At 70.9% G+C, this 22,540-nt stretch carries 19 protein-coding genes; 10 read left to right on the top strand and 9 right to left on the bottom strand.

Features of this window, described 5'->3' with window-relative positions:
• Positions 1-71 precede the first annotated feature (71 nt).
• The 5 genes from OHA98_RS34290 to OHA98_RS34270 are packed head-to-tail and all read right to left on the bottom strand — an operon-like array spanning position 72 to position 5,558.
• Entirely contained in the window at positions 72-1,385 is a 1,314-nt protein-coding gene (locus tag OHA98_RS34290; protein ID WP_266932530.1) for a DUF58 domain-containing protein, read from the bottom strand.
• A 10-nt stretch (positions 1,386-1,395) separates the two neighbouring features.
• Positions 1,396-2,415 (bottom strand): MoxR family ATPase, encoded by a 1,020-nt coding sequence (locus tag OHA98_RS34285; protein ID WP_266931595.1) that lies wholly within the window; start codon positions 2,413-2,415, stop codon positions 1,396-1,398.
• Positions 2,412-3,656 (bottom strand): DUF4350 domain-containing protein, encoded by a 1,245-nt coding sequence (locus tag OHA98_RS34280; protein ID WP_266931594.1) that lies wholly within the window; start codon positions 3,654-3,656, stop codon positions 2,412-2,414. Before OHA98_RS34280 ends, OHA98_RS34285 begins: the two co-directional genes overlap by 4 nt.
• Entirely contained in the window at positions 3,653-4,342 is a 690-nt protein-coding gene (locus OHA98_RS34275) for a DUF4129 domain-containing protein (RefSeq protein ID WP_266931592.1), read from the bottom strand. Before OHA98_RS34275 ends, OHA98_RS34280 begins: the two co-directional genes overlap by 4 nt.
• Before the next feature lie 4 nt (positions 4,343-4,346).
• Positions 4,347-5,558 carry a glycerophosphoryl diester phosphodiesterase membrane domain-containing protein gene (locus tag OHA98_RS34270; protein WP_266931590.1) on the bottom strand — a complete coding sequence of 404 codons (1,212 nt, stop codon included), beginning with the start codon at positions 5,556-5,558 and terminating at the stop codon, positions 4,347-4,349.
• Positions 5,559-5,698: 140 nt separating this feature from the next.
• On the opposite strand from OHA98_RS34270, the gene mtnA reads away from it, so the two are divergent.
• The 7 genes from mtnA to OHA98_RS34235 all read left to right on the top strand — a co-directional run bounded on the left by mtnA (position 5,699) and on the right by OHA98_RS34235 (position 14,358).
• Positions 5,699-6,844, top strand: coding sequence for an S-methyl-5-thioribose-1-phosphate isomerase (mtnA, locus tag OHA98_RS34265; protein ID WP_266931588.1), 1,146 nt, complete (start codon positions 5,699-5,701; stop codon positions 6,842-6,844).
• A gap of 4 nt (positions 6,845-6,848) precedes the next feature.
• A complete protein-coding gene (gene mtrA / locus OHA98_RS34260) occupies positions 6,849-7,538 on the top strand; it encodes a two-component system response regulator MtrA (RefSeq protein ID WP_007448372.1) in 690 nt (229 codons plus the stop codon).
• Position 7,539: 1 nt separating this feature from the next.
• Positions 7,540-9,573, top strand: coding sequence for an MtrAB system histidine kinase MtrB (gene mtrB, locus OHA98_RS34255; protein ID WP_266931586.1), 2,034 nt, complete (start codon positions 7,540-7,542; stop codon positions 9,571-9,573).
• Between the two features lie 28 nt (positions 9,574-9,601).
• Complete coding sequence (locus OHA98_RS34250) at positions 9,602-11,428, top strand: LpqB family beta-propeller domain-containing protein (RefSeq protein WP_266932528.1); 1,827 nt, start codon at positions 9,602-9,604, stop codon at positions 11,426-11,428.
• A 144-nt stretch (positions 11,429-11,572) separates the two neighbouring features.
• Complete coding sequence (locus tag OHA98_RS34245; protein WP_266931584.1) at positions 11,573-12,400, top strand: ComF family protein; 828 nt, start codon at positions 11,573-11,575, stop codon at positions 12,398-12,400.
• Positions 12,401-12,726: 326 nt separating this feature from the next.
• Positions 12,727-13,416: a ribosome-associated translation inhibitor RaiA gene (gene raiA / locus OHA98_RS34240; protein ID WP_266931582.1), complete on the top strand. Its 690-nt coding sequence runs from the start codon at positions 12,727-12,729 to the stop codon at positions 13,414-13,416.
• Positions 13,417-13,602: 186 nt separating this feature from the next.
• Entirely contained in the window at positions 13,603-14,358 is a 756-nt protein-coding gene (locus tag OHA98_RS34235) for a response regulator transcription factor (protein ID WP_266931580.1), read from the top strand.
• Positions 14,359-14,445: 87 nt separating this feature from the next.
• Here OHA98_RS34235 and OHA98_RS34230 read toward each other — a convergent pair whose 3' ends face one another.
• Positions 14,446-15,636, bottom strand: coding sequence for a winged helix-turn-helix domain-containing protein (locus OHA98_RS34230; protein WP_266931579.1), 1,191 nt, complete (start codon positions 15,634-15,636; stop codon positions 14,446-14,448).
• A gap of 120 nt (positions 15,637-15,756) precedes the next feature.
• Positions 15,757-16,332, bottom strand: coding sequence for a GNAT family N-acetyltransferase (locus OHA98_RS34225; protein ID WP_266931577.1), 576 nt, complete (start codon positions 16,330-16,332; stop codon positions 15,757-15,759).
• A 240-nt stretch (positions 16,333-16,572) separates the two neighbouring features.
• Between OHA98_RS34225 and secA the strand changes: the two genes are divergently transcribed.
• The gene (secA, locus tag OHA98_RS34220) at positions 16,573-19,398 is read left to right on the top strand and encodes a preprotein translocase subunit SecA (protein WP_266931575.1); all 2,826 of its coding nucleotides are present in this window, start codon (positions 16,573-16,575) and stop codon (positions 19,396-19,398) included.
• A 179-nt stretch (positions 19,399-19,577) separates the two neighbouring features.
• Here secA and OHA98_RS34215 read toward each other — a convergent pair whose 3' ends face one another.
• Entirely contained in the window at positions 19,578-20,006 is a 429-nt protein-coding gene (locus OHA98_RS34215) for an Rv3235 family protein (protein WP_266931574.1), read from the bottom strand.
• Between the two features lie 274 nt (positions 20,007-20,280).
• Between OHA98_RS34215 and OHA98_RS34210 the strand changes: the two genes are divergently transcribed.
• Together OHA98_RS34210 and OHA98_RS34205 are read left to right on the top strand one after the other, a co-directional pair.
• Positions 20,281-20,787: a hypothetical protein gene (locus OHA98_RS34210; protein ID WP_266931572.1), complete on the top strand. Its 507-nt coding sequence runs from the start codon at positions 20,281-20,283 to the stop codon at positions 20,785-20,787.
• Between the two features lie 31 nt (positions 20,788-20,818).
• Positions 20,819-21,490, top strand: a complete 672-nt coding sequence (locus tag OHA98_RS34205; protein WP_266931570.1) for an HAD family hydrolase — start codon at positions 20,819-20,821, stop codon at positions 21,488-21,490.
• Between the two features lie 157 nt (positions 21,491-21,647).
• On the opposite strand, the gene OHA98_RS34200 is transcribed toward OHA98_RS34205, so the two are convergent.
• Complete coding sequence (locus tag OHA98_RS34200) at positions 21,648-22,232, bottom strand: DJ-1/PfpI family protein (protein ID WP_266931569.1); 585 nt, start codon at positions 22,230-22,232, stop codon at positions 21,648-21,650.
• Positions 22,233-22,540: the final 308 nt, after the last annotated feature.

The raw sequence follows: 22,540 nt of genomic DNA, 5'->3' as shown, positions 1-22,540 counted from the left end.
CACCACCAGGACAACGATTTTGCCCACCCTGGCTGGGTGGGCACTCTCCTGTCGCGACCGGGAGACGGTCTTCAGAGTCGGCCGGCTGCCTTGAGCGCCAGATAGGCGTCGGCGAGCGCGGGGGCGAGGCTCTCGGGAGTGGCATCGACGACGGTGACGCCGTGATGTTGAAGCTGTTCCGCCGTGCGGCGCCGCTCCGCCTGGGCCTGCGCGCCGGCAGCTGCCTCGTACACCGCGTCCACTGTGCCCCGGGCCTGCGCCATTGTCTCGATCTGCGGGTCGGCGACGGCGGCGACCAGCACCGTGTGGCGCTGGGTGAGCTGAGGGAGGACCGGAAGCAGGCCCTCTTCGATGGGGGCGGCGTCCAGGGCGGTCAGGATCACGATCAGAGAGCGTCGGGGAGCGGCGGCCAGGACGGCGGTGCTGAGGGCGCGGGCGTCCGTCTCGACGAGCTCCGGCTCCAGGGGAGCCAGGGCGTTGACGACCCTCGCCAGGACATCGCCCGTGTCGGTGCGGCCCTGGACCCGGGCCCGGACACGGCGGTCATGGGCGAGCAGGTTCACACGGTCGCCCGCGCGGGTGGCGAGAGCGGTGAGGAGCAGTGCCGCGTCCATCGCGGCGTCGAGCCTGGGGATGTCGCCCACCCGGCCCGCTGAGGTTCGACCCGTGTCCAGGACGATGAGGATGTGGCGGTCCCGCTCCGGGCGCCAGGTGCGAACCGCGACGGCGGACTGGCGTGCCGTGGCCCGCCAGTCGATGGAGCGGGTGTCGTCGCCGGGCACGTAGGCCCTCAGGCTGTCGAACTCCGTGCCTTCCCCACGTGTGAGGACGCTGGTGCGGCCGTCGAGTTCACGCAGTCGCGCGAGCCTGGACGGCAGATGCTTGCGGCTGGTGAACGGAGGCAGCACCCGGACCGTCCAGGGAACCTTGTGGTACCCCTGGCGGGCGGCGAGGCCCAGCGGTCCGAGCGAGCGGACGGTGACGCGTTCGGACCGGCGGTCGCCACGGCGGGTCGGACGGAGCAGGGTGCTGAGCCGGCGTTGTTCGCCCGCGGGGACCGTGAACGTGTGGCGGGACGCCGACCGGTCGGTACCGGTGGGCCAGCTGCTGGGGGGCCAGGCGTCCCGGAGCTGGGCCCGCAGTCGGCGCCGGGATGGATTGGTTACGGTGAGTCGCACTTCTGCGGAGTCGCCGAGTCGAACGGATGTATCACCGGATCGGGTGAAACGAAGCGTGCGCACTGGTGCTGCCAGGGCGTAGTCGCACAGAATTGCTAGAGAGAGCGGTGCGTTGACCGCGAGCATCCCTGTCCAGCTCGGAGCCAGGATGCCTACAGGGAGTGATCCCAGTGCGGCCAGCAGCGCGGCTCGTCCGGTGAGGGCCATGGTCATCGCCTCATCGGGGTACGGGGACGTGGGCGAGCACCGAGGTGATGACGGAGTCGGGGGTGACCCCCTCCATCTCCGCTTCGGGCCGCAGTTGAATGCGATGACGGAGCGTGGGGAGAGCCAGGGCCTTCACATCGTCCGGGATGACATAGTCCCGTCCGGTCAGCCAGGCCCAGGCGCGAGCGGTGGAGAGCAGTGCGGTGGCGCCTCGCGGGGAGACGCCGAGGGCGAGTGAGGGGGATTCGCGCGTGGCACGGCAGATATCGACGACATAGCCGGCGATCTCCGGGGAGACCGTGGTCCTGGAGACGGCTTCGCGGGCGGCTTCCAGATCGGCGGGGCCCGCGACCGGGCGTATGCCGGCTGCCTTCAGGTCGCGCGGGTCGAAGCCGTCGGCATGACGGGTGAGGACATTGATCTCGTCCTGCCGCGACGGCAGGGGAACCGTCAGTTTGAGCAGGAAGCGGTCCAGTTGAGCCTCGGGGAGCGGGTACGTGCCCTCGTACTCGACGGGGTTCTGGGTCGCGGCGACCAGGAACGGGTCGGGCAGTGGGCGGGGGGTTCCGTCGACGGTGACCTGACGTTCCTCCATGGCTTCCAGGAGGGAGGCCTGTGTCTTGGGAGGGGTGCGGTTGATTTCGTCGGCGAGCAGCAGATTCGTGAACACCGGGCCGGGCTGGAAGGAGAACTCCGCCGTGCGGGCGTCGTAGACGAGGGAGCCGGTGACATCGCTGGGCATCAGGTCGGGGGTGAACTGCACGCGTTTGGTGTCGAGTTCGAGAGAGGCGGCGAGGGCCCGCACCAGGAGGGTCTTCGCCACACCGGGGACACCTTCGAGGAGGACGTGGCCTCGGCAGAGCAGTGCGACGACGAGTCCGGTGACCGCCGGGTCCTGGCCGACCACGGCCTTGGCGATCTCGGAGCGCAGGGCTTCCAGGGACGCGCGGGCGTTGTCGGAGAGCGCGGGTGCCGCGGGAGCCTCAATGGTCTCGGTGGGCCTGGTGGGCTCTGGGGTCGGGGCGCTCATGAAGTGCGTACCTCTCTTTCGAGGGCGTCGAGTTGGTCGGCGAGAAGAACGAGTGCGGCGTCATCGGCGGGGGGCGGACCGAAGAGCAGGGTGCTGGGGTCGACGCTCGGGCCGGTGAGTCGTGCGGAGAGGGCGGGGAGCAGTACGTCGGGGGAGTGGGCACCGTGGGAGGACACACCGATGAAGGGGGCGACGCGGGTGCGCGTGGCGGATCGGAGCGAGGCGGCTGCCCGGTCCCGGGCGTTGGCCTTGCGGTAGAGGCGAGCGCGGCCTTCGGCGGACTCGGAGGCGCGAATGGCCACGGGGAGCCGCTCGGTGACCAGGGGGCCCAGTCGGCGGGCGCGCCAGACGGCGGCGAGTACGGCCGCGAGGGTGAGCTGCAGGGTCCCCCAGATCCAGCCGGATGGGATCAGGTCGAGGAAGCTGCTCTCGCCGCCGGAGTCTTCGGTCCTGCCGACGTCACCGGAGCCGTCGCCGCTGTCGGCGCGTCCGTCGCCCCGGGTCGCGGAGGGATCGGCCAGAGAGGGGAGGTACCAGACAACATGTGGGCGGGAACCGAGGAGTCCCAGGGCGAGCGAGGCGTTGCCGTGCTGGGCGAGACGCTCGTTGTGGAGAAAGTCGGGGGAGCCGAGGAGGACGGTGTCGCCGCGGCCGGGCTCTTGGAGGACCAGGAGTGCGGGGAGGCCGCCGCTCGGGTAGCAGGCGAGGGTGTCGAGGCCTTCCGCTGTGTAGCGGATGCCTCCCATGTCCGCCGTGCCCGCGCCTCGGGCGGCAGGGAAGGTGCATGCCGGTGCTCGTTCGATCACCCTGCCGGGCGGCTCGGCATGTACGCCGGGGGCCAGTTCGTCGACGGAGGCCGGGCCCGGGGCGATCAGTACGGTGTGGCCGGCGGCGGTGGCGGTACGGAGCCGGTGCTGTTGCCATGGGGTCAGCAGATTGGGGCGGGCGACCAGGAGCGTGGTGTCGGGGCCTGCCGCGGTCGTCGCCTCGTCGAGGGTGGTCGCGACGGTGACGGATATGCCGCGGTCCTTGAGGAGTTCGGCGATGGCGCGGCTGCCGAACGGGTCGGCGGAGCGGGGGTCGAGCCGGCCGTGGTGGTCGCCGGAGCGTATGGCGGCGAACGTGATTCCGGCGATGACGAGGATGAGCACGGCGAGCAGCAGCCCTCGGGCGCGTTTCCAGACCTGGCGCGGGGTGGGGGAGGCCGAGGTGGGGGATGCGGTGGTGGTGGCCGCGGTCATCCGGTGGCTCCTCGGGCGGTACCGGACAGCAGGGGCTTGGCGGTGCCGAGTTCGAGATCGAGGGTGCGCAGGGTCAGGTACGTCCGCTGGTCGGCCGTGCGGCCGCCGTATGTGACGTCGTCGAACGCTCTGGCGGCGGCTCGCAGGCGGGCGGCGTGCTCGGGAAGGGGGCGGCCCGCTTCGGCGGCGGCCTCGTCCGCGGTGCGGCCGGGGCGGGGGTCGAGCAGGGCTCGTTCCTCCAGGGACCGGACGACGGCCCGCATGCGTTCCTGCACGGCCTCGTTCCAGCGGAGGGCCGCCGCGTGTGTTTCGGCGGCGGTGCGGTGCTGGTCCGCGCTGCGGGTACCGACGCTCTCGAAGAGGCCGTCGGTGGCACGGGTGGAGCGTTGCGGTGTGCCCAGCCGCCACCACAGGGCGACGGCCAGGCCGATGACGGCCAGTACGAGCACGGCCAGCCCCACGGGGCCACCGGGCGCGTTGTCGGCGGCGGCGTCGAAGAGACCGCCGACCCAGTCCCAGAAGCGGTCGAGGCCGCGCTGGAGCAGGTTGGGGTCGTTCTCGTGGTACATCGGTTTGGACAGCTCGTGCTCGGCCGCTTCACGGGCAGGGACGCGCGGGGCGTCCACGGGTATGTCGTCCGCCCGGATGACGTGCCGTCCTGCCGTGGTGCCCCCCGCCCCCGACACAGCATCAGCTCCTGGGGGTGTCGGTGGCGTAGCCGGGCACGCCCGCGGCCCGTGCGAGGTCGAGGTCGAGCGCCTCCCGGCGGATGCGCTGGTCCACGTAGAGGAGAGCCATCACACCTGCGGTGAAGGGGTAGGTGAGCGTCGAGACGATCACTTCGCCGATGCCCGTCACGATGAGGAAGGGCCAGCCGAATCCGGCGGAGTCGGCGTCGAGGAGTTCATCGAGCCCGTTGCCGTCGGCGGAGAGTGCCACGACGCCGAACGGGATGCTGATGACCAGGGCCAGCATCAGGACGATCACGTAGGTGAGCGCCAGGATGCCGAAGGTGCGCCACCAGGCGTCCCGGACCAGCTTCGCCGACCGGCGCAGTGCGGTGGGGATGGACTGGCGCTCCAGCATCAGGGCCGGTGCTGCGAGGGTGAAGCGGACCATCAGCCAGAGGACCACGGCGCAGGCGGCGGCGAAGCCGAGGAGGGAGAGTGCCGCTCCCGCGCCGGAGCCCAGAAGTATTCCGGGAAGGATTCCCACGGCCATGATGGCGGCGCTCATCAGGGCGAGCAGCAGGGTGAGGCCGAGAAGCCGCAGGATCTGCGGGCGTGCCTCCGACCAGGCGTCGGAGAACGTCACGGGGCGGCCCAGCACGGAGCGGCTGATCACCACGGTGAGCACCGAGGTGATGAACAGCGTGGCGACCATCGTGATGAGTGTGGCCGGTCCGCTCGCGGTCAGCGTGGACTGCGCGGACTCGGTGGCCTGGCGGATGGCTTCGGCGCCGGTGGCGTTCGGGTCGACGGACGGCGGTTTCGGCAGGAGGTAGCGCTGGATCAGGATGACCGCGATCTGGGTCACCACGGAGACGGCGAGGCTGATGCCCAGCACGGTGCGCCAGTGGGTGCGCATGGTGGCCATGGCACCGTCGAGGATCTCGCCGACGCTCAGTGGCCGGAGCGGGATGACACCGGGTTTCGCCGCGGCGGGCGGCCCGCCCCACGCGGAGCCCGGCGGGCGGCCTCCCCAGCCGGGTGCGGGCGGGGGTGCCCCGGGGCCGTTGCCCGGGGTGCTCGGTGCGGACCACTGCCCGGGAGACGGCTGCGCGGGGGGTTCCTGTCCCGCTGGGCCGTTTCCGTCCACGGGCCGGGAGGGCCGGGGGATGCCCGTCTCCTGGCCGTCGGAGGGGGCAGATCCGGGCGACGCCCAGCCCGGAGAGTCGTTCATTCTGGCTCCTTCACCGTCCTGTCCGCTCATGGGGGCGGCAGGTTGGCAGCCATCGTGCCACGCGTTGCTCCGGTGGGGACCAGGCGCTGTATCTCCTTCGTGCCTTCATTTGTGGGCGGCTCACCGGGCAGACTGGGTGGATGGCTGATCAGGACGCGCAATCGCCGGTGGGCATCGAGCCCTCCGCGCTTCCCGTACTCCGCTGGGACGAGCCTCCGGGAGGTGCTGTTCTGGTGCTCCTCGACCAGACGCGGCTGCCCGCGGAGGAGGTCGGGCTGGTGTGCGCGGATGTGCCCGCGCTGGTGCGGGCGATCAGGACTCTGGCGGTGCGGGGGGCGCCGCTCCTGGGGATCGCCGGGGGCTACGGAGTGGCGCTGGCCGCCGCGCGGGGCCATGACGTGGCGGAGGCCGCGGAGCTGCTGGAGCGGGCGCGGCCCACCGCTGTGAACCTCGGGTACGGGGTGCGGCGTACGGCGGGGGCGTACCGGGCGGCGGTCGCGAAGGGGGCCGGCCCCGGGGAGGCGGCCGCCGCGGCGCTCGCCGAGGCGCGGGCCCTGCACCGGGAGGACGCGGAGGCCAGTGGGCGCATGGCACGGTACGGTCTTGCTCTCCTGGAGGAGCTGCTGCCGGGCGGGGAACATCAGCTGCTGACCCACTGCAATACGGGGGCGCTGGTCTCCGGGGGCGAGGGGACGGCGTTCGCGGTGGCGCTGCGGGCCCACCGGGAGGGGCGGCTGAGGCGGCTCTGGGTGGATGAGACGCGTCCGCTGCTCCAGGGGGCCAGGCTGACCGCGTACGAGGCGGCGCGCCATGGGATGGCGTACAGCTTGCTCACGGACAACGCGGCGGGTTCGCTGTTTGCCGCGGGGGAGGTGGATACCGTACTCATCGGGGCGGACCGCATCGCCGCCGACGGGTCGGTGGCCAACAAGGTGGGGAGTTATCCGCTGGCGGTGCTCGCGAAGTACCACCATGTGCCGTTCATCGTGGTGGCGCCGACCACGACCGTGGATCTGGACACGGTGGACGGTTCGTCGATCATCGTCGAGCAGCGTTCCGGGAAGGAAGTGACGGAGGTCACATCCTCTCGGGCGGCATCGGTCGACGGAGAGGGGGGTGGGCTGGTCGTGGCACCCCTGGGAACCGTGGCGTACAACCCGGCATTCGACATCACGCCGCCGGAACTGATCACGGCGATCGTCACGGAGGAGGGCGTAATTTCCCCGGTCACGGGGGTCGGACTGGCAGAGCTGTGTGCCAGGTCATCGCAGGTAACGATTAGCTAATGGGATGATGTCGATTATGAAGGGACGCGTCCTTGTCGTCGACGACGACACCGCACTGGCCGAGATGCTCGGGATTGTGCTGCGTGGAGAAGGTTTCGAGCCGTCGTTCGTAGCGGACGGCGACAAGGCACTTGCTGCATTTCGTGAGGCCAAACCGGACCTGGTTCTGCTGGATCTCATGCTGCCCGGACGGGACGGCATCGAGGTCTGCAGGCTGATCAGGGCCGAGTCAGGTGTGCCGATCGTCATGCTCACTGCCAAGAGCGACACCGTCGATGTGGTGGTGGGCCTGGAATCCGGGGCCGACGACTACATCGTCAAGCCGTTCAAACCGAAGGAGTTGGTTGCCCGGATCAGGGCACGTCTGAGGCGTTCCGAGGAGCCTGCGCCGGAACAGCTGACCATCGGTGACCTGGTCATCGATGTGGCTGGTCATTCGGTGAAGCGCGAGGGGCAGTCCATCGCCCTGACCCCGCTGGAGTTCGACCTGCTGGTCGCGCTCGCCCGCAAGCCGTGGCAGGTCTTCACCCGTGAGGTCCTGCTGGAGCAGGTGTGGGGCTACCGTCACGCCGCCGACACCCGTCTGGTGAATGTCCATGTCCAGCGTCTCCGCTCCAAGGTCGAGAAGGACCCGGAGCGGCCGGAGATCGTCGTGACCGTCCGAGGCGTCGGTTACAAGGCCGGACCGAGCTGACATGACCCGAGGCAGCGCTGCTCCGAAGCCCGGGGAGCCGGGAGTCCGTGCGGGGCGGGCTGCCGGTCCGGGAGGGAATAACTCCCGGACGGGCCGATTTCTGCGGGGCGGCCGGTTGCTCCAGGACCGGGCGCCCGGCAGTCCCGTACCGCGGCTGCTGATGCGGTGGGTGCGGCGCCCGCTGCTGCCCGCCGTGCGGCTGTGGCGGCGCAACCTCCAGTTCCGCGTCGTCGCGGGCACGCTGCTGATGTCCCTCGGGGTGGTGCTGCTGCTCGGCTTCGTCGTGATCGGGCAGGTGCGCAACGGGCTGCTCGACGCCAAGGCCAAGGCCGCCCAGACCCAGGCCGCCGGTGGTTTCGCCGCGGCGCAGGAGAAGGCGAACGCTCCTCTGACCCCCGGCGGGCAGGGCGACGACGCCACCGACGGCATGACCGCCAACACCTCCTGGCGTACGGAGCTTGTCGACCAGCTCGCCAGCGGCGGCAAGAACGCCTTCAACGTGGTGGCCCTCAGCGCGGACTCCTCGACGGAGGGCGCGACCAGCCGTGCGCCGCGCGGCTCGGGCAGCGTGGAGGCGTCCAGCGTGCCGGACAGCCTGCGCAAGGCCGTGGGCGAGGGTCCCGGGGCGTTCCAGACGTACTCCCTGATCCGCTACTACGGCAAGGATTCGCAGCCCGGACTCGTCGTCGGCAAGCGGCTCTACGACGTCGACCACCATCCGTACGAGCTGTACTACCTCTTCCCGCTGGCGCAGGAGGAGAAGTCGCTGACGCTGGTCAAGACGACCCTGGCGACCGCGGGACTGTTCGTGGTCGTGCTGCTCGGCGCCATCGCCTGGTTCGTGGTGCGGCAGGTCGTCACGCCGGTGCGGATGGCCGCCGGTATCGTCGAGCGGCTCTCCGCCGGCCGGCTCCAGGAACGGATGAAGGTCACCGGCGAGGACGACATCGCCCGGCTCGGTGAGGCCTTCAACAAGATGGCGCAGAACCTCCAGCTGAAGATCCAGCAGCTGGAGGAGCTCTCCCGGATGCAGCGGCGGTTCGTCTCGGACGTCTCGCACGAGCTGCGGACCCCGTTGACGACCGTGCGCATGGCCGCCGATGTCATCCATGAGGCGCGCGCGGACTTCGACCCCGTCACCGCACGCTCCGCCGAACTGCTCGGGGACCAGCTCGACCGCTTCGAGTCGCTGCTCTCCGACCTGCTGGAGATCAGCAGGTTCGACGCGGGCGCGGCGGCCCTGGAGGCCGAGCCGATAGATCTGCGGTCGGTCGTACGGCGGGTCATCGGCGGCGCCGAACCACTCGCCGAGCGCAAGGGCACCCGGATCAGGGTCGTCGGCGACGAGCAGCCGGTGATCGCTGAGGCCGACGCCCGGCGCGTCGAGCGCGTACTGCGCAATCTCGTGGTCAACGCCGTCGAGCACGGTGAGGGCCGGGACGTCGTCGTGCGGATGGGCGCGGCTCAGGGCGCCGTCGCCGTGGCGGTCCGGGACTACGGCGTGGGGCTCAAGCCCGGCGAGGCGACCCGGGTCTTCAACCGGTTCTGGCGCGCCGACCCGGCGCGGGCCCGGACGACCGGCGGTACGGGTCTGGGGCTGTCGATCGCCGTCGAGGACGCCCGGCTGCACGGCGGCTGGCTGCAGGCCTGGGGCGAGCCGGGCGGCGGCTCGCAGTTCCGGCTGACGCTGCCGCGCACCGCGGACGAGCCGCTGCGCGGTTCGCCGATACCACTGGAGCCGGAGGACTCGCGGCGCAACCGGGAGAGCCGTGACCGCGCCGGTACGGCGCCGGTGCCCGGCGGCGGACACCGGCTGGTGTCCGTACCGAGCCAGCCCGGTTCGACGGAGCGCCCTCCGCTGCCCGTGCCGGCGCGTGCCCCCGTGGCTCCGCGCCCGGCCCCGGCCTCCGTCCATCCGGCCGCGCTGCCCGGCAGCGGCGCGCGCGTCGTGGCCCGCCCGGCCGGGGAACGTCCGGGCGGCGCCGATTCCGAAGCGCGGGAACCCGACCAGGAGGACACGACACGTGGGCACTGACCGTCGTCTGGGCGGCCATGGACGGGCGGTGCGCACGTCCGCGCTGCTCGGCTGCGGCATCGTGGTGCTGGCCGGCTGCGGATCGATGCCGGTCACCGGGGATGTGAAGGCCGTCGACGCCTCGCAGGCGGGCGATTCCCAGGTGCAGGTGTACGCGGTGCCGCCGAGGGAGGGCGCGGAGCCGAGCGAGGTGGTCGACGGGTTCCTGGAGTCGATGACCAGCGACGACCCGGACTTCCGGACGACCCGGCAGTACCTCACCAAGGAGGCGGGCCGTGCCTGGAGGCCGAGCGAGGGCACCACGGTGCTCGCCAAGGCCCCCAACCGGAGCGGGCCCTCGCTCCACGACAAGGAACGCAAGAACGCGGAGACCTCCTACACGCTGACCGGCGAGAAGGTGGCGGCGGTCGACGAACAGAGCTCCTACCAGCCGCTCGCGCCCACCGACTACTCGCAGACCCTGCACCTCGTCCGGGAGAACGGGGCGGACGGCAAGCCCGAGTGGCGCATCGACATCGTTCCGGACGGCCTGGTGCTCGGGCAGTCCGACTTCAAGCGGCTCTACCGCTCCGTCAACAAGTACTACTTCGCCACCGGTCTGACGGACGGGCAGTCCACCCTGGTCGCCGACCCCGTGTACGTACGGAACCGGACCGATCCGGTCACCCGGATGGACACGGCGACCCAGACGGTCCGGACCCTGCTGGACGGACCGACGGACTGGCTGCGTCCGGTGGCCGATTCCCGCTTCCCCGCCGGTACGGCGTTGCAGAAGAGGGTCACCTCCCTGGCACCCGACGACCAGAACGTCCTGAGGGTCCCGCTCAACAGGAAGGCCGACAAGGCCGGCCCGGCCACCTGCCGCATGATGGCCGCACAGGTCCTCTTCACCCTGCGGGATCTCACGTCCGCGCGGGTCGAGCGGGTGGAGCTGGAGGGCGGCCGGGGCCGGCTGTGCTCGCTGAATTCCGACGAGGCGGAGAAGTTCGCCTCCGACAACGGCTCCGGTGCGCCCGACAGCCAGTACTTCGTCGACGACAAGGGCCGGGTGCTGCGGATCCCCGGGAATTCCAAGGGCAGCGGCGACCCGGAGCCGGTGACCGGACCGCTCGGCACCGGCGCTGTGATGATGAGCGCCGTCGGCGTGGCCCGTGACGAGCAGAGCGCCGCCGCGGTCTCGGTGAACCAGCAGAATCTCTATGTGTCCTCCACGGTCGCGGAGGGCGAACTGGCACCCCCCGTGGTGACCAGCAAGGCGAAGAAGGCCGCCGACCGGCTGTCGCCCCCGAGCTGGGACGGCCGGGGCGATCTGTGGGTCGCCGACCGGGATCCGGGGAACCGCAGGCTGCTGCGGCTGGCGAAGGGCGAGGGCGAGCCGCAGGAGGTGACCGTTCCGAACCTGGACGGCGGGCGGATCGAGGAGCTGCGGCTGTCGGCCGACGGTGTGCGGATCGCTCTGCTGCTGTCGAAGGACGGGCATACGACGCTGAAGATCGGCCGCGTCGAGCGGAGCGGGCCCGAGGAGGCGCCGACGGTCTCGGTCGAGGATCTGCGGCAGGCCGCACCGCAGCTCACGGATGTGACGGCGATTTCCTGGTCGGGCCGCAGCCGCCTCGTGGTGGTCGGCAAGGAGGAGGACGGCGTCCAGCAGGTGCGCTATGTCCAGGCGGACGGCTCCACCTCGTCCTCGGGTGTGCTGCCCGGGGTGAACCAGGTGCAGGCGGTCGCGGCGGCGGACGACGAACTGCTCCCCCTGATGGCGGAGACCGTGGGCGACGGAATCGTGAAGCTCTCGCCCGGCGACAACTGGCAGACGGTGCTCAAGGGAGGCACCTCACTCGTCTACCCCGGCTGACCGGTGCCCCGGCTGACTGGTGTTACGGGTGGCAGGTGACCGGGCCGGCCGGTGACCCGGGTGGCGGGCACGCGGGCAGGCACCCGGACGGCAGGGTTTTCCACAGGGCTGGTCCGGGGTCCGTGAGCCCGGCACAGTTGACCCATGCGGGAATGGTGGCGGGAGATCACCGGCCTGGTCCTGCCGGTGGCCTGCGCCGGTTGCGGCCTGCCCCGTACGGAGCTGTGCCGGCCGTGCGCGGCGGCGCTGGACGGCGCGCTGCCGCGCCGGGTGCGTCCTTCGCCCGAGCCCGCCGGGCTGCCGGTGGTGCGGGCCGCCGCCCCGTACGAGAACGCGGTGCGTGCGGTGCTGCTGGCCCACAAGGAGCGAGGGGCACTGGGGCTTGCCGGAGCGCTCGGACGGGCTCTGGCGGGTGCTGTGAGGGCCGGGGAGGGCCGACTGGGGGACGGGGGGCCGCTGCTGCTGGTGCCCGTACCGTCGGCCCGGCGGTCCACCGGGGCGCGCGGCCATGATCCGGTGCGCCGGATCGCGCTGGCGGCTGCCGGGGAGCTGCGGCGTGACGGGGTACCGGCCCGGGTGCTCGCGGCGCTGCGGCAGCGGCGTCCGGTGGCCGATCAGGCGGGGCTCGGGGCGCGGCAGCGGCAGGCGAACCTGGCGGGCGCGCTGGAGGTGGTGCCCGGTGGCGGGCGGCTCCTCGCGGGCGGCCGGGTGGTGCTGGTGGACGACCTGATGACGACGGGCGCGACCCTGGCCGAAGCGGCGCGGGCCGTTCGTTCCGTACTCGATTCCCCACCCGCCTCCCCACCCGCCTCCCCGCGTGCCTTCCCCCCTGCCTTCCCGCGCGTCACCCCGGGTGCCGCGTCGCGTGCGATCGAGCCCGCCGCGGCACGGAGAGGGACGGGCCCGGGGGCGCTGTGCGCGGCCGTTGTCTCAGCCTCTCCGGCTGCTTTCGAAATAAACTGGAACTGTTAGCAAACTTGCATCGTTGCAGGTGGTGAGAGGGTAAAAGGCACTGAACGGAGGTACGGGCGAGTAGCGGGTGCCGACATCGTGGTGGGCAGGCTATGTTCGGTTGTGAGGAATGGTGAATGCCAGACCTCGATGAATGCACCGCCAGGTTTCGGGCAGGCAACTCACCGGTAGTTCAGTGGCACGCAAGTCGGTGGGGTGGTGACCTCATCGACGGGTGAGGAGGAGGTGTACGTCACCCAGTCCGAGGCCCCGGAGATCACCGGGGTCTGGTGCAAAAGGGAGATGCTCCGCCGTCGCAGCGGAGCGATCCGGGAACGGAGTTCTGCGTGGACATCGTCGTCAAGGGCCGCAAGACCGAGGTGCCCGAGCGGTTCCGCAAGCACGTGGCCGAGAAGCTGAAGCTGGACAAGATCCAGAAGTTCGACGGCAAGGTGATCAGCCTCGACGTCGAGGTGTCCAAGGAGCCGAATCCCCGTCAGGCCGACCGTTCCGACCGGGTGGAGATCACTCTCCGCTCCCGCGGGCCGGTCATCCGGGCGGAAGCGGCGGCAGGCGACCCTTACGCAGCGCTCGACCTGGCCACCGGCAAGCTGGAGGCGCGGCTGCGCAAGCAGCACGACAAGCGCTACAGCCGTCGTGGCAGCGGTCGGCTGTCGGCCGCCGAGGTCGGCGAGGTCGTGCCGGGTGCCGCCTCCTTCAACGGGGACGGCGAACTCACCGGCGAGGAATCGTCACCGTCCGTGCCCACCACCAGGATCGGTTCGCTCGAGGTGCAGGGCGAGGGACCGCTGGTGATGCGCGAGAAGACGCACGTCGCAGCACCGATGACGCTCGACCAGGCGCTCTACGAGATGGAGCTGGTCGGGCATGACTTCTACCTGTTCGTCGACTCGGAGAGCAAGGAACCCAGCGTCGTCTACCGGCGACACGCCTACGACTACGGTGTCATCCACTTGAGGACCGACCCGCTCGCCGCCGATGAGGCAGGCGGCGCGGGTGGCGCGCTCGGCGGCTGACGCCGCACCCCTCGTGGTGCCCCTGGAGCGTCTGTGCGCCCCCAGGGGCACCCGCGTGAGACCACAGGATCACCGCTCCGGCGTCCGGACATGAAAGCATGGCCGTCCCAGGCCAATCGGTGTTCCGTGAACTGCCGTTGGCGGACCGTTCGAGACTTCAGGCCGTGGCTTTCAGGGGGAGGAACGATGGCGGACACCTTCGGGCCCGTGCGCGATGTGAGTGATGCCGGCGACGACGTCGGCGCGCATGCCGGTGCGGACCTGGGCGGGAGTTCCCGCAAGGAGCCCATCCGGGTCCTCGTGGTCGATGACCACGCGCTGTTCCGCAGGGGTCTGGAGATCGTCCTCGCGCATGAGGAGGACATCCAGGTCGTCGGCGAGGCCGGTGACGGGGCGGAGGCCGTCGACAAGGCGGCGGACCTGCTGCCGGACATCGTGCTGATGGATGTGCGGATGCCCAAGCGGGGCGGGATCGAGGCCTGCACCTCGATCAAGGAGGTGGCTCCCAGCGCGAAGATCATCATGCTGACGATCAGCGACGAGGAGGCCGACCTCTACGACGCGATCAAGGCGGGTGCCACGGGCTATCTCCTCAAGGAGATCTCCACCGACGAGGTGGCCACGGCCATCCGCGCGGTCGCCGACGGGCAGTCCCAGATCAGCCCGTCGATGGCCTCCAAGCTCCTCACCGAGTTCAAATCGATGATCCAGCGCACCGACGAGCGCAGACTCGTTCCGGCGCCCCGGCTCACCGAGCGTGAGCTCGAAGTCCTGAAACTCGTGGCGACGGGCATGAACAACCGGGATATCGCCAAGGAGCTGTTCATTTCCGAGAACACGGTGAAGAACCACGTCCGCAACATTCTGGAGAAGCTCCAGCTGCACTCCCGGATGGAAGCCGTGGTCTATGCCATGCGGGAGAAGATCCTGGAGATCAGGTAGGAGTCCCGCGAAGCCCCCGGCCGTCGGCGCGAGTGTCCGCGGCTGTCGGCGGAATGTTCGCGGCTGTCCGTGGAATGTCCGCGGCCGTCAGCGGAATGCCCGCGACAGTGCCTGGGTGATTTCCGCCATGAGCGGTTCACGCAGCTCCGGGGCATCGACGCGGTCCAGCCGGACGGTGCTGCAGCCGACCCAGGACGCCGCCTCCACGAGTGCTTCCGCCATCGGCGCCACGGCCTTGCGGCCCATCAGGGACACCTGCCGGGCGATCAGCGTGCTGCCCTCGCGCGCCGGGTCGACCCGGCCCTGCAGCTTCCCGCCCGCCAGCAACGGCATCGCGAAGTAGCCGTGGACCCGCCTGGGCTTGGGGACGTACGCCTCCAGGCGGTGCGTGAAGCCGAAGATCCGCTCCGTACGCGCACGCTCCCAGACCAGGGAGTCGAACGGTGACAGCAGTGTCGTACGGTGCCGTCCGCGCGGCTCCGAGGCCAGTGCCTCCGGGTCCGCCCAGGCGGGCTTCGCCCAGCCCTCCACCGACACCGGCACCAGCCCCGAGTCCGCCACCACGGCGTCGAACTCCTCGCCCTTGAGCCGGTGGTAGTCCGCGATGTCCGCCCGGGTGCCGACCCCCAGCGACCGGCCCGCCAGCGCCACCAGACGGCGCCTGCACTCCGTGTCGGTCAGGTCGTCGTGGAGCACGGCGTCCGGGATCGCCCGCTCGGCGAGGTCGTAGACCCGCTTCCACCCGCGCCGCTCGGTGCACACCACCTCGCCGTACATCAGGGCCCGCTCCACCGCGACCTTCGACGCCGACCAGTCCCACCACTCGCCGCCGTTCTTCGCGCCGCCCAGCTCGGTCGCCGTCAGCGGGCCCTCGGCGCGCAGCTGCTTGATCACCGTGTCGTACACGCCGTCCGGCAGATCGTGGTGCCAGTGCGGACGGGAGCGGTAGGCGCGGCGGCGGAACGCGAAGTGCGGCCACTCCTCGACGGGCAGGATGCACGCGGCGTGCGACCAGTACTCGAAGGCCCGCCCGCCCGACCAGTAGGCCTCCTCCACCGTGCGCCGGCCGACGGCGCCGAGACGGGCGTACGGAATGAGTTCGTGCGAGCGGGCCAGGACCGAGATCGTGTCGAGCTGTACGGCCCCGAGATGGCGCAGCACGCCCGGCACCCCGGCCCGGCGGTCCGGAGCGCCGAGGAATCCCTGGGCGCGCAGCGCGATCCGGCGGGCCTGGTCGGCGGAGAGTTCGACTGCGGGGGGCGGCGTCGCGGGCGTCATGCGTCGACCCTAAGGGGCGGCACCGACAACCATCACGGGATCCGGCGTTCAGCTCCGTACCACCGGTTCGGGCCGCGCGGTCGGCGGCCAGAGGCCAGAGGCCGGCGGGCGGTGGTTCCGTCAGCGGCCCGCCGGCAGATACGGGTGGCTGCCGGGCAGGCCCAGGTCGCCGGGCAGCAGCGCGGCGATCCAGGCGTCGCGCCGTACACCTTTGTTCAGGAGCGCGGACCGCTGCTCGCACTCCATCCGGAATCCGGCCCGCAGCGCGGCCGCGCGGGAGGGGATGTTGCCGACCTCGGCCCGCCACTCCAGCCGGTCCGCCGCGAGGGAGGTGAACGCCCAGCGGGCCGAGCCGAGCACCGCCTCGGTCACATAGCCGAGCCTGCGGTGTTCCCGGGCGATCCAGAAGCCGACCTCGTACGTGCCCGGCAGGTTGCGGCGGTCGATGCCGAGGGCGCCGACGAGCGCTCCGCCCTCCCGCAGGACCACCGCGAAGTTGTACATCGAGTCGTCCCGCCAGCCGGTCGGCGAGAGCGTCCCGGTGAAGAGCTCCGCGTCCGCGCGCCGGTAGGGGGAGGGGATGACCGTCCAGCGCTGGATGTCCGGGTCCTGGCAGGCGGCGTAAACCCGGTCCGTGTCCCCGGGCCCGAAGGGTCGCAGCAGCAGGCGTTCCGTGGTGAGGGTGATCGGCTCCATGCAGGGATTGTGGTGAGCCGGCCCGCGCGATGCGAGCACTTTTGGGGCTTCCCGGCACCTTCCGTGCCTTCCGGCCGTTGTTCTGTGGGGGTGCTGCGAGGTCCACGCGACAGCAGCCCTCCCGACGCGGTGGGGTCCTCGCTTACGATGGCCGTTGCGGTGGGGCCCACCTGCCGTGCCCGCGCCAGAGTCCATTACACGACCCAGTGCCAGGCCCGACCGGCAAGGAGACCAGCCTCAGTGTCCGTCTTCAACAAGCTCATGCGTGCAGGCGAAGGCAAGATCCTGCGCAAACTGCACCGCATCGCGGACCAGGTCAGCTCCATCGAAGAGGACTTCGTCAACCTCTCCGACGCCGAGCTGCGGGCGCTCACCGACGAGTACAAGGAACGGTACGCGGACGGCGAGAGCCTGGACGACCTGCTTCCCGAAGCCTTCGCGACGGTCCGTGAGGCCGCCAAGCGTGTCCTCGGACAGCGCCACTACGACGTTCAGATGATGGGCGGAGCCGCCCTGCACCTCGGTTATGTCGCCGAGATGAAGACCGGTGAGGGCAAGACCCTCGTCGGCACCCTGCCCGCGTATCTCAACGCGCTCTCCGGCAAGGGCGTGCACCTGATCACGGTCAATGACTACCTGGCCGAGCGTGACTCCGAGATGATGGGCCGGGTGCACAAGTTCCTGGGCCTGGAGGTCGGCTGCATCATCGCCAACATGACCCCGGCGCAGCGACGTGAGCAGTACGCCTGCGACATCACGTACGGCACGAACAACGAGTTCGGCTTCGACTACCTCCGCGACAACATGGCCTGGTCGCAGGACGAGCTCGTCCAGCGCGGTCACAACTTCGCGATCGTCGACGAGGTCGACTCGATCCTCGTCGACGAGGCCCGTACGCCGCTGATCATCTCCGGCCCCGCCGACCAGGCCACCAAGTGGTACGGCGACTTCGCCAAGCTGGTCACGCGCCTCACCCGGGGTGAGGCGGGCAACCCGCTGAAGGGGATCGAGGAGACCGGCGACTACGAGGTCGACGAGAAGAAGCGGACCGTCGCCATCCATGAGCCCGGTGTCGCGAAGGTCGAGGACTGGCTCGGCATCGAGAACCTCTACGAGTCGGTGAACACGCCGCTCGTCGGGTATCTCAACAACGCCATCAAGGCCAAGGAACTCTTCAAGAAGGACAAGGACTACGTCGTCATCGACGGCGAAGTCATGATCGTCGACGAGCACACCGGCCGTATCCTCGCCGGCCGCCGCTACAACGAGGGCATGCACCAGGCGATCGAGGCGAAGGAAGGGGTGGACATCAAGGACGAGAACCAGACCCTTGCCACGATCACCCTGCAGAACTTCTTCCGCCTCTACGGCAAGCTCTCCGGCATGACCGGTACGGCGATGACCGAGGCCGCCGAGTTCCACCAGATCTACAAGCTGGGCGTCGTGCCGATCCCGACGAACCGGCCGATGGTCCGTGCCGACCAGTCCGACCTGATCTACCGCACCGAGGTCGCCAAGTTCGCCGCGGTCGTCGACGACATCGCCGAGAAGCACGAGAAGGGCCAGCCGATCCTGGTCGGCACCACCTCGGTCGAGAAGTCCGAGTACCTCTCGCAGCAGCTCTCCAAGCGCGGGGTGCAGCACGAGGTCCTCAACGCCAAGCAGCACGACCGGGAGGCGACGATCGTCGCCCAGGCCGGCCGCAAGGGTGCGGTCACCGTCGCCACGAACATGGCCGGCCGAGGCACCGACATCAAGCTCGGCGGCAACCCGGACGACCTCGCCGAGGCCGAGCTGCGCCAGCGCGGTCTCGACCCGGTCGAGCACGTCGAGGAGTGGGCGGCCGCGCTGCCCGCCGCGCTGGAGAAGGCCGAGCAGGCCGTGAAGGCGGAGTTCGAAGAGGTCAAGGACCTCGGCGGGCTCTATGTGCTGGGCACCGAGCGGCACGAGTCGCGCCGTATCGACAACCAGCTGCGCGGCCGTTCCGGCCGTCAGGGCGACCCGGGCGAGTCCCGCTTCTACCTGTCGCTGGGCGACGACCTGATGCGCCTGTTCAAGGCCCAGATGGTCGAGCGCGTCATGTCGATGGCCAATGTGCCCGACGATGTGCCGATCGAGAACAAGATGGTCACGCGGGCCATCGCGTCGGCGCAGTCGCAGGTCGAGCAGCAGAACTTCGAGACGCGCAAGAACGTCCTGAAGTACGACGAGGTGCTCAACCGGCAGCGCGAGGTCATCTACGGTGAGCGCCGCCGCGTCCTGGAGGGCGAGGACCTCCAGGACCAGATCCGTCACTTCATGGACGACACGATCGACGACTACATCCGGCAGGAGACCGCCGAGGGCTTCGCCGAGGAGTGGGACCTCGACCGGCTGTGGGGCGCCTTCAAGCAGCTCTACCCGGTGAAGGTCACCGTCGTGGAGCTGGAGGAGGCCGCCGGGGACCTGGCCGGTGTCACGGCGGAGTTCATCGCGGAGTCCGTCAAGGACGACATCCACGAGCAGTACGAGGAGCGCGAGAAGACGCTCGGCTCCGAGATCATGCGGGAGCTGGAGCGGCGCGTGGTGCTGTCCGTCCTGGACCGCAAGTGGCGCGAGCACCTCTACGAGATGGACTACCTCCAGGAGGGCATCGGCCTGCGGGCCATGGCGCAGAAGGACCCGCTGGTGGAGTACCAGCGCGAGGGCTTCGACATGTTCAACGCCATGATGGAAGGCATCAAGGAGGAGTCCGTCGGCTACCTGTTCAACCTGGAGGTCCAGGTCGAGCAGCAGGTCGAGGAGGTTCCGGTGCAGGACGGTGCCGAGCGGACCTCGCTCTCCAAGGAGGGCGCGCCCGCCGCGGCCGCCTCCCGTCCGGAGATCCGGGCCAAGGGCCTGGACGCTCCGCAGCGGCCGGACCGGCTGCACTTCTCCGCTCCCACGGTGGACGGCGAGGGCGGCGTCGTCGAGGGCGACTTCGCCAACGGTGACGGCGCGCGCTCCGAGGCGGACGGCATGACGCGTGCGGAGCGGCGCAAGGCGCAGAAGGGCGGCGGCACCGGAGGGCGTCGGCGCAAGAAGTAGCACGGAGGGCCGGGCCGCCGGTACGGAAGTCCGTACGGCGGCCCGCGCCGCGTCTCCGCGCGGTACGGCCGGGGCCGGACACCACACGGTGTCCGGCCCCGGCCGTGTCCTGGGGTGACGCGGCGTGCGCGGTGCGGGGGTCCGGCGCGGGGTGTGCGGCCCGCGGCCGTGGCGCGTGCTCAGTGGACGGCCCGGCTCGACCGGTCCAGTTCCACCGCCGCGCAGCGCCAGCGGAGGTCGGTGCCCTGTTCCAGGCGGAAGGCCATGGCCCTGACCCTGTCTCCCGCCGCGATGCTCGCGAACGCCTCGACGACGCCGGTCGCGGGCTGGGCGCCGTAGCAGCGGCGTACGACCGGGCGGCTGCCCCGGGCGGCCCTCAGCGGGGTGTCCGGGGCCAGCTCGGCCAGCTGGTCGTAGGCCTCGCCGATGGTGTGGCCGAGCATCCAGTGCACCGGGCGCTGGCCGCTGAGGACCGCGAGCAGACGTTCCGCGAACCACTGGTGCGGGCGCGGTGGCTGCCGGGGCCGTTGCGGGGTCCGCTGCGGCGGTACGCGGCCGGGCCTGCGCTGGTCGCGTCGGCCGGTGGGCCGCCTGTTGTCCGTGCTCATGCTCATCGCCCCCGTGAACCCGGGCCCGGACGAATACCGGGCAGTAACTTCTGTTGGGGTCCTTCTACGGGGACGGTCGGCAGCACCGCAAGGGCCCCCGCGGCGGCGCCGCGCACCCGGCGGGTTCACCCATCAGTGGCACATGCCTTGGGCCGCAAGGCCTGTGACGGGGGTGACGCACTGTTACCGGTGGACGGGCGGGGCCGCTCATCGGAACCCGAAAGGGGACGTCCACGTATCCTGAAGGCGTTTCCGACTACGAAAGCGGCCTGCCATGCGCGTGTACGTCCCCCTGACCCTTTCCGGTCTCGCAGCGGCGCACCGGGCGGGCGAGGTCGGGCCCGGACCGCTGACCGCCTACGCGGTGACCCCCGGACTGCGTGAGTGGTACGTCTCCGACGACATCGAGGAGCTGGAGTACGCGGCGCTCAACCGGGCCGCCGCCGCCTCGCTCCGGATGATCGCGGGCAAGCCCGAGGAGCCCCGCCGACGGGTCGTCGTCGCCGTCGACGTACCGGACGGGCACGCGGTCGCCGACCCCGATCACAGCCTGGACGGGTCGTCCCTCGGCGAGGTGCGGATCCCCTCCGCCCTGGCGCTCGCCAAGGCGGCCGCGGTGCATGTGGACGCCGATGACGCCGAGAAGGACGTGGCGGCCGCCGCGGCGGCGCTGGGGGCGGCTGACCTCGGTGACGACGACGCGCAGTTCACCGTGGACGGTGCCGAGGACCATGAGCTGCTGTGGTTCGGCATCCAGGAGATTCCTCACCTCATCGCGTGAGTGTCGTACCCGGCGAGTACCGTTTTTCGGTATGGGGACACCGGGGAAGAACCGTACGCATCTGGTCTGGGACTGGAACGGCACGCTGCTCGACGACATCCAGGCCGTGATCCACGCGACGAACGCCGCGTTCGCCGAGGTCGAGCTGGAGCCGATCACGCTGGCGCAGTACCGCGAGATGTACTGCGTCCCGATACCCCGTTTCTACGAGCGGCTCCTGGGCCGGCTGCCCACCCGGGCCGAGTGGGAGCGGATGGACGGCAGCTTCCACCGCTACTACGCGGAGCGGCGGCCCGCCTGCGGTCTCACCGAGGGCGTCGAGGAGCTGCTCGCCCAGTGGCAGGGCGCGGGCCGCAGCCAGTCGCTGCTGAGCATGTACGGGCACGAGCAGCTGGTCCCCGTGGTGCGGGGGTACGGCATCGAGAGCCGCTTCGTCCGCGTCGACGGGCGCACGGGGCCGTCCGGCGGCAGCAAGGCGCAGCACATGGAGCGGCACTTCGCGGCGCTGGACGGGATATCCCCCGAGCACTCGGTCGTCATCGGGGACGCGGTGGACGACGCCGTGGCCGCGGCGCATGTCGGTGCGCGTGCGGTGCTCTACACCGGGGGATCGCACAGCCGGGGCAGCCTGGAGGCGGCGGGAGTGCCGGTGGTCGACAGCCTGGCGGAGGCCGTGGCGCTGGCCGAGGTGTTCACGGGCTGAGGAGCGCGCCGGGCCGGGGAGAGCACGGGCCGAGGAGAGCGCCGGGCCGGGCGGCTCGCGCGGGCTCGGCGCGGGCTTCCGGGCCGCGGCGGAAGCCGCGCCGCGGGCGGGCGTGCGGTCCCGGCAGCGCGGCGCCTCCACCTCGGCCCGCCCGGCCTCAGCCGCCGGACGTGCCGTCGGGCGATCCCGATGCCGCGCGGAGCACCTTCAGGAACTCGCGCATCCAGGCCGAGTGGTCCGGCCACGCCCTGGATGAGACGAGCGTGCCGTCCACGACCGCCTCCGCGTCCTGGAACGTGGCCCCCGCGGTCTGCATGTCCGGCTCCAGCGCGGGGTACGCGGTGACCCTGCGGCCGCTGAGGCCGCCCGTCGCGGCCGTGATGAGCGGGCCGTGGCAGATCTGGGCCACCGGCCGGTCGCCGTCGAGGAACGCGCTGACGATCTTGCGCAGCTCGGCGTTGTTGCGCAGGTACTCGGGGGCCCGGCCGCCCGGGATCACCAGAGCGGCGTAGGCGCCGGGGTCGACCTCGGAGAAGGCCAGGTCGGCCGGCCAGGTGTAGCCCGGCTTCTCCGTGTAGGTGTCGAAACCCGGCTCGAAGTCATGGACCACGAAACGCAGCGTCTTGCGCTCGGGGGCCGCGATGTCGACCTCGTACCCCTCCTCGCGCAGCCGCTGGTACGGATACAGGACTTCCAGGGACTCGGCGGCGTCACCGGTGACGAGCAGGATCTTCTGTGCCATGGCGGGGCTCCCAGGCGTCGGAGGACCGGAAGGGGCGGTGTCGTACGGCCCGCCAGCCTGCCCCGCCGTGCGGAGTTCGCCAAGAGGGCGCGCGACGCACTGTCCAGAGTGTCAAAGTTCGTGGCCTTCTTTTGTACACATACAGCCCATGACGGTTGTGGGTGCGAGGGAGATAGCCTTGTCCCGTGATCAGCGCGATACGCCTCGGGGGCAGCGAAGCCCCCGGCCTGCGCCCGGAGTGCCACCGCACCCGGGCGATCCGCGATCTCCCCGGGGAATGCCCGCGGGTCGGGGCCATGGCCGCGACC

Origin of the sequence: Streptomyces sp. NBC_00654 (genome assembly GCF_026341775.1) — a bacterium.
In the GTDB taxonomy this organism is placed as follows: Bacteria; Actinomycetota; Actinomycetes; order Streptomycetales; family Streptomycetaceae; genus Streptomyces.
This window is presented reverse-complemented; position numbering and strand designations above follow the sequence as displayed.

What these genes read in the sequence shown, in the direction of transcription:
- OHA98_RS34290 (WP_266932530.1), bottom strand. Translation starts at nt 1,385, where the DNA reads ATGGCCCTCACCGGACGAGCCGCGCTGCTGGCCGCACTGGGATCACTC.
- OHA98_RS34285 (WP_266931595.1), bottom strand. Translation starts at nt 2,415, where the DNA reads ATGAGCGCCCCGACCCCAGAGCCCACCAGGCCCACCGAGACCATTGAG.
- OHA98_RS34280 (WP_266931594.1), bottom strand. Translation starts at nt 3,656, where the DNA reads ATGACCGCGGCCACCACCACCGCATCCCCCACCTCGGCCTCCCCCACC.
- OHA98_RS34270 (WP_266931590.1), bottom strand. Translation starts at nt 5,558, where the DNA reads ATGAACGACTCTCCGGGCTGGGCGTCGCCCGGATCTGCCCCCTCCGAC.
- mtnA (WP_266931588.1), top strand. Translation starts at nt 5,699, where the DNA reads ATGGCTGATCAGGACGCGCAATCGCCGGTGGGCATCGAGCCCTCCGCG.
- mtrA (WP_007448372.1), top strand. Translation starts at nt 6,849, where the DNA reads ATGATGTCGATTATGAAGGGACGCGTCCTTGTCGTCGACGACGACACC.
- mtrB (WP_266931586.1), top strand. Translation starts at nt 7,540, where the DNA reads ATGACCCGAGGCAGCGCTGCTCCGAAGCCCGGGGAGCCGGGAGTCCGT.
- OHA98_RS34245 (WP_266931584.1), top strand. Translation starts at nt 11,573, where the DNA reads ATGCGGGAATGGTGGCGGGAGATCACCGGCCTGGTCCTGCCGGTGGCC.
- OHA98_RS34235 (WP_266931580.1), top strand. Translation starts at nt 13,603, where the DNA reads ATGGCGGACACCTTCGGGCCCGTGCGCGATGTGAGTGATGCCGGCGAC.
- OHA98_RS34230 (WP_266931579.1), bottom strand. Translation starts at nt 15,636, where the DNA reads ATGACGCCCGCGACGCCGCCCCCCGCAGTCGAACTCTCCGCCGACCAG.
- OHA98_RS34225 (WP_266931577.1), bottom strand. Translation starts at nt 16,332, where the DNA reads ATGGAGCCGATCACCCTCACCACGGAACGCCTGCTGCTGCGACCCTTC.
- OHA98_RS34215 (WP_266931574.1), bottom strand. Translation starts at nt 20,006, where the DNA reads ATGAGCACGGACAACAGGCGGCCCACCGGCCGACGCGACCAGCGCAGG.
- OHA98_RS34210 (WP_266931572.1), top strand. Translation starts at nt 20,281, where the DNA reads ATGCGCGTGTACGTCCCCCTGACCCTTTCCGGTCTCGCAGCGGCGCAC.
- OHA98_RS34205 (WP_266931570.1), top strand. Translation starts at nt 20,819, where the DNA reads ATGGGGACACCGGGGAAGAACCGTACGCATCTGGTCTGGGACTGGAAC.
- OHA98_RS34200 (WP_266931569.1), bottom strand. Translation starts at nt 22,232, where the DNA reads ATGGCACAGAAGATCCTGCTCGTCACCGGTGACGCCGCCGAGTCCCTG.